We start from the raw sequence: 6,358 nt of genomic DNA, 5'->3' as shown, positions 1-6,358 counted from the left end.
CTGTACTGAAACGAGTTAAACGGTGCGCTAATGAAGTGGGTCAAAGGTGAGGGTTGGTGAGGGTAGATTTATAACTTTCGTATTTTTTTTATAGATAAAAAGGAGATAGTATAGAAAATAATAAAATAAAAAGTTATAAATCTACCCTCACCAACCCTCACCTTTGACCCATATCTTATAATAAAAAGATAACGGGGAATCTTAAAAACTCAATCATCTTTTTCAGATTTACCACAACGTTTCCAGAATACTCTATTATTTTATTCAAAACTGTGCGGAAATGAATGAAACCTTGCTTTCTAACTGCTGATTACTCATTATTTCTTTATCCGTACGTTTACTGTTTGGGTAGTGTTACCGAGAAATATGGATTGGGCGTATGTTGTTCGAAGATGATAGCTTTCATCTTTTCTACAACGTCCGGATGTTGGAGTGCTATGTCAGTATCTTCGTGAATGTCCGTTTTTAAGTTGTAGAGGAACGGTGTTCCTTTTTTTACCACCATCTTCCAATCGTCCATGCGTACGGCAATCTGGTCTGTTTCATCAAATTCCCAATACAGGAAATCATGTTTCTTTTGCTTTTTCTTACCCAGCAGTGTGGGAGCAAAAGAAATCCCATCGAAATAATCGACTTCTTTTTCTTTATTGCGATATTTCTTTTCGTAGTCCTTGATGCCGATCACTTCGCAGAATGTGGGCATTAAATCATAAAAAGCACAGATATGATCGTTCACTTTACCTGCCGGTATGTGTCCCGGCCAACGCGCGATAAACGGAATACGTATTCCTCCTTCATGACACTGGCGTTTTAATCCACGTAGTTTTCCGTCTCTGCCGAAGAAAGTAGGGTCGGCTCCGCCTTCTTCGTGAGGGCCGTTGTCACTGGAGAAAATAACCAATGTGTTTTCGTCCAGCCCTTTCTCTTTCAGCTTTTTCAGGACTTCACCCACGTAATAATCCAGACGGGTAATCATTCCTGCAAATTGAGCATGGGTGTGCGTAATAGCATTGTATCGTGAGCCTTCGCTTCCTTTAAACTCTTTGTCCGGGTTGAATTTGGCTTTGTATTCATTCAGGATAGAATCTTCCGGTTGAACGAGTTCCGCATGAGGCAAGGTGTAAGTCAATATGCCGAAAAACGGTTGTTGGTCGTCTTGTTGGTCCAGCCACTCCAATGCTTTCTGATGAATCATGTCGGCCGAGTATTGCGGACGTTTCTGGTAGTCGGGACCATACATCGGATATTTGATGTTTTCATTCATCACCACACGCACCACTCCGGTGTCGCCCAACGCTTTACTATAACGGTTCAGGAAATTGGGGTAGTAGAGATGAGCCTGAAATTGACAGATGTAACCGTAATATTCATCTATTCCCCGTTTGTCGGGAGTAGAACGCGAGCCTTCATATCCTCCCGCCCATTTGCCGAACATACCCGTGGTATAGCCATTGTCTTTCATTATTTCCGGCAAGATTACATGGTCGGAATCATAAGGATGTTGTCCTACTATCGAATATTCTTGGTTTTGCCCATACAACACGATCGGTACATTTTTCCAGTATTCTTTGTTGCCTCGCACCTCACAGTGGCCTGAATGTTGCCCTGTCATGAATGAAGCTCTGGAAGGCGCGCTGACGGGACTGCCGGCGTATGCCTGTGTAAAACGCATACCTTCATTGGCCATGGTGTCTATATGAGGGGTGCGGATAAATGGTTGACCGTAACAGCCTAAATCTCCATATCCCATGTCGTCACAAAGAATGAAAAGAATATTGGGTTGGGTGTTCTTTTTCTGTCCGTTGGCAGTTAAGGTAGATAGAAGCAGCGTGCCGCCTATCAACGAGATTGATTTATAATTCATCATATTATGCAATTAAATAAGGTTAAGCTGGTTAGAATGAAATGCCTCTCTAAGGCTTTGTGACTGTCTTTATGAGGCATTTCATCATTCTATATCCTGAATCTATTTTCCGATTAAATCTTTTCCTTCGCGTACGCTTTGAAGGATATTTTGCAGTTCGGCCACTTTCTCCGGCATATTCTTTGCGTAGTTGGTCACCTCTTTCACTTCTTTCATTTTATAAAGCTGCGGTTCTTTAGAGTTTCCGGTTTCTATCTTCGGTCCCCACTGGATCATTTTCGGTCCGTCATTCGGTTCGATGTACTTCCAGTCTTTGGTGCGGACGGACAGCGTGTGGTTGGAAGCCTGCTCTATTACCCACGGGCGGTCTGTCTTTTCTTTACCTAGCCAACTTCCCAGATAGTTGTAGCTATCCGGTGCAGTGCTTTTAGGCATTGTAGCTCCGGTGAGGGAAGCCAGAGAAGCCAACCAGTCTACTTGCGAAACCAACAGGTCTGAAGTCATGCCTTTTTCTGCTCCCGCAGGCCAGCTGACAATGGCGGGAATACGCGTGCCTCCTTCGAAGGCGCTGTATTTGTTGCCCCGTAACGGTCCCGCAGGGCTATGACCGTTGAGCAGTTCTTCTGCTTTGTCGTCGTATCCGTCGTCTACCACCGGGCCGTTGTCACTTGAAAGAATGATGAGCGTATTTTCTCTTAAACCCAATTTCTCTAATGTATTCAGAATTTCACCGACACAATAATCGAACTGTACGATAGCGTCGCCTCTTAATCCCATCGGGTTTTTACCTCTGAAACGGTCGTGAGGAAAGCGGGGAACATGTACGTCGTTAGTGGCAAAGTAGAGGAAGAAAGGTTTGTTTTTGTTCTCCTCAATAAACTGAATGGCATGTGTCGTTAATGAATCAGCAATGTTTTCGTCTTTCCAGAGTGCTTTTCCTCCGCCTTTCATGAAACCGATGCGGGAAATTCCGTTGACGATAGACATGTCGTGACCGTGACTTGGCTTGAGGTTGTAAAGTAATTCAGGATTACTTTTTCCGGTAGGTTCGCCCTCGAAGTTCTTTTGATAACTTACTTCGATAGGAGCACTCGGATCGTAGTTGGCAACTTTTCCGTTTTCGATATAGACACAAGGCACGCGGTCGGCTGTAGCTGCCATGATATAATGATAGTCGAATCCTAAATCACCTAATGCGCAAGGCAACGGAGCATTCCAGTCTTGAGTAGCGGTTTTATCTCCAAGTCCCAAATGCCATTTGCCTACTGCGGCAGTAGCATAACCGACACTTTTGAACATATCTGCCATGGTGTATTGCTCGGGGCGGATAATCATCCCGGCATTTCCTGCCGCTACATCCGTTCCTTCTTTGCGCCAGGCGTATTCTCCTGTCAGCATGGAATAGCGGGAAGGGGTACTGGTGGCGGCTGTTGCATGAGCGTTGGTGAAAAGAATTCCGGATTTTGCCAGCCGGTTGACATTAGGGGTTTGCACGTTTTTAGCTCCGTAACATTCCAAATCGCCATAACCGAGATCATCAGCATAGATAAATACGACGTTGGGTGTTTTTGACTTTGTCGGTGTAGTGTTTTCCGGTGCTTTGTTAGTGGCTGTTGCAGTGCAGGCAACAGTGGACATAAGGGTTAGAATGAAAGGTTGTTTCATTGTTTTTGGGGGTTAAGTGTGTTATTATTAGTAGAAAAAGATGTGTCTGTTCTTTGCCGGACACATCTTTTTCATCGTCTGTTTAACTTAATTCAATGATTTCTTCATTGCAGTTCGTCAGCTTTTCTATTCCTTCGTTGGTTACTACCCAAGAGTTTTCAATGCCTACGGGGCCTACCCCCGGAATAACGATTTTCGGTTCGAGGGCAAAGACCATGCCCGGTTCTAATTGTTGTTTCATGCGGGGAGCTAATACTGGAGCTTCATTAATTTCGAGTCCGATACCGTGGCCGATAAACTTGGCTTGTTGCCCTGTTCCCATAAATTTGTCGGCAAATCCGGCTTCTTTGGCTATTTCGGCAGCTATGTCGTAAAGCACTTCACAAGCAATGCCCGGTTTGGCGATGGAAGCTATCTTTGTTTGGATATCCAAACAAACCTGATGGGCGGTGTAAGCCTCTTCGGGCAGCTTTCCTATTGAGAATACGCGGCTCATATCGTTCATATAACCGTTGAAGTTGCCTCCCAAGTCCACCATAACGCTCTGACCTTCCTTTAGCGGAGTTTTATTTGCTCCTCCCGGCAAAGCAGGATCAAGTCCCTGTCCACCTAAAGCAAAATCATAAGGCGAGGGGTATCCGGCATTGTCTCCGGTCAGTACGCTACCCATGAATATTTCCATGCTGCGTCCGAATACCCGGAAAATTCCGAGGCAACCTTGCAGACGCATCAGGCGTTCTATTTCAATGGAAAACTCGATGTCCGTCATACCGGGGCGATATACGCTTGGAATCTGCTCGTATGCCTTGGCGTGGGCAATGCCCGAACGGCGGAACATCTCAATTTCTACAGGTGTTTTTACGCTGCGTGCCTGACGAATCAACGGGGTGCCATTTACAACTTCTGCTTCCGGAAACAGGCTGGCCAGACGGCAATATTCCGTATAAGGGAGCTCGTCACCTTCTAACATCAGTTTGGTTGGCATCGGCAATCCTTGTTCTTTCAACAGGTCAACGATTTGTTCCGGTTTGCGAATCGAGAACGAATGTTCTCCTGTGATATTATTAGGGCGTTTGAAAAATAATAGTGCAGGCGAATGAAGGGGGAGGTAAAGATAGCCACTGACTACACAGCCATACGTGTAAATTAAATTTGCATTACAAGTGATAAGTGCGGCGTCAATGCCCTGTGACACCATCAGACTGCGAATCTTGTCACGGCGAAATTTCAATTCGGGTTGTAGCATTTTTTATTTATTACATGATTATTAATTACAAAACTATCAATGGTAAATTATTAGTTGTGAGTTGTTTATCTGATATAACAAATTCACAAACCATTATTTAACCTATCATGCCACAAAGATAATTAATTCCAGCGAAAATAATGTTAATCTCAAAAAAATAGCGCTACCCGCGTCCTGTCACAGGAGGCGAGCAGCGCAAACCACAAATACAAATACAACTAAACAAAGTCTTCTAAATAACGCCTTGTCCCATCATTGCGTGAGCTACTTTCATAAATCCGGCAATGTTGGCACCCTTCACATAATTAATGTATCCGTCGGGTTCCGTGCCGTACTTCACGCATTGTGCATGGATGCCGTGCATGATTGCATGGAGCTTTTCGTCCACTTCGGCAGCACTCCAGCTTAGGTGCATTGCGTTTTGAGACATTTCCAAACCGGAAGTGGCAACACCGCCTGCGTTGACCGCTTTACCCGGAGCATACATTGTCTTATGTTCAATAAAGAGGTCGATTGCTTCGGGAGTACATCCCATGTTGGAAATTTCTCCGACGCAAAGTACGTCATTTTTTATGAGATTTTGAGCATCTTCTCCATTTAATTCATTCTGGGTAGCACAAGGAAGCGCGATGTCTGCTTTCACTTCCCACGGGCGCTTGCCTTCTACAAAGGTAGCATTCGGATACTGTTCTGCATAAGGGGCAACAATGTCATTACCCGACGAACGAAGTTCGAGCATATAGTCTATCTTTTCGCCGCTGATACCATCCGGATCGTAGATATATCCGTCCGGGCCGGAAATTGTAATCACTTTGGCACCCAGTTCGGTAGCTTTGGTAGCTGCTCCCCATGCAACGTTGCCGAAACCGGAAATAGCGACTGTCTTACCTTTTATATCAATACCTTTCGCTTGTAGCATCTGATTTACAAAATACAGACCACCGAAACCGGTAGCTTCCGGGCGAATCAACGAGCCTCCGAATTCTAATCCCTTGCCGGTGAATGTGCCTGTAAATTCGCGAGTCAGTTTCTTATACATACCGAACATATAACCTACTTCACGTCCGCCTACGCCGATATCACCGGCTGGTACATCCATATCCGGTCCGAGGTGACGCCATAACTCCAACATAAAGGCTTGGCAGAAACGCATGATTTCAGCATCACTCTTACCGCGCGGAGAGAAATCGGAACCACCTTTTCCACCACCCATAGGCAGCGTGGTCAGTGCATTTTTGAATGTCTGTTCGAAACCGAGGAATTTCAGAATGGAAAGATTGACGGAAGCATGGAAACGGATACCACCTTTATAAGGACCGATCGCATTATTGAATTGTACACGATAACCGAGGTTGGTCTGCACCTCGCCTTTGTCGTCCATCCACGTCACACGGAAAGTGAAGATACGGTCGGGTTCTACCAATCTTTCTATGATTTTAGCTTTTTCAAATTCAGGATGTTGATTGTATATATCTTCGATAGAAAGAAGAACTTCCTTCACTGCTTGAAGATATTCAGATTCACCGGGATGCTTAGCCTCCAAAGAGGACATGATTTTCTGGATGTTCATGATACTATATTTT

4 protein-coding genes are annotated in these 6,358 nt (G+C 44.8%); all 4 read right to left on the bottom strand.

Going from position 1 to position 6,358, the window contains the following annotated elements; genetic code table 11:
• Nucleotides 1-337: 337 nt before the first annotated feature.
• On the bottom strand, nucleotides 338-1,864 hold the full coding sequence (locus HMPREF0106_RS23765; RefSeq protein ID WP_008641196.1) for an arylsulfatase: 1,527 nt from the start codon (nucleotides 1,862-1,864) through the stop codon (nucleotides 338-340).
• 102 nt (nucleotides 1,865-1,966) lie between these two features.
• On the bottom strand, nucleotides 1,967-3,529 hold the full coding sequence (locus tag HMPREF0106_RS23770; RefSeq protein WP_008641197.1) for a sulfatase family protein: 1,563 nt from the start codon (nucleotides 3,527-3,529) through the stop codon (nucleotides 1,967-1,969).
• An 82-nt stretch (nucleotides 3,530-3,611) separates the two neighbouring features.
• The gene (locus tag HMPREF0106_RS23775; protein WP_009038724.1) at nucleotides 3,612-4,775 is read right to left on the bottom strand and encodes a M24 family metallopeptidase; all 1,164 of its coding nucleotides are present in this window, start codon (nucleotides 4,773-4,775) and stop codon (nucleotides 3,612-3,614) included.
• 232 nt (nucleotides 4,776-5,007) lie between these two features.
• Nucleotides 5,008-6,345, bottom strand: a complete 1,338-nt coding sequence (gene gdhA / locus HMPREF0106_RS23780; protein ID WP_009038723.1) for an NADP-specific glutamate dehydrogenase — start codon at nucleotides 6,343-6,345, stop codon at nucleotides 5,008-5,010.
• Nucleotides 6,346-6,358: the final 13 nt, after the last annotated feature.

It is taken from the genome of Bacteroides sp. D22, assembly GCF_000163675.1.
Lineage (GTDB): Bacteria > Bacteroidota > Bacteroidia > Bacteroidales > Bacteroidaceae > Bacteroides > Bacteroides xylanisolvens.
The sequence above is the reverse complement of the archived record's forward strand: the minus strand, read 5'-3'. Positions and strand labels throughout refer to the sequence as shown.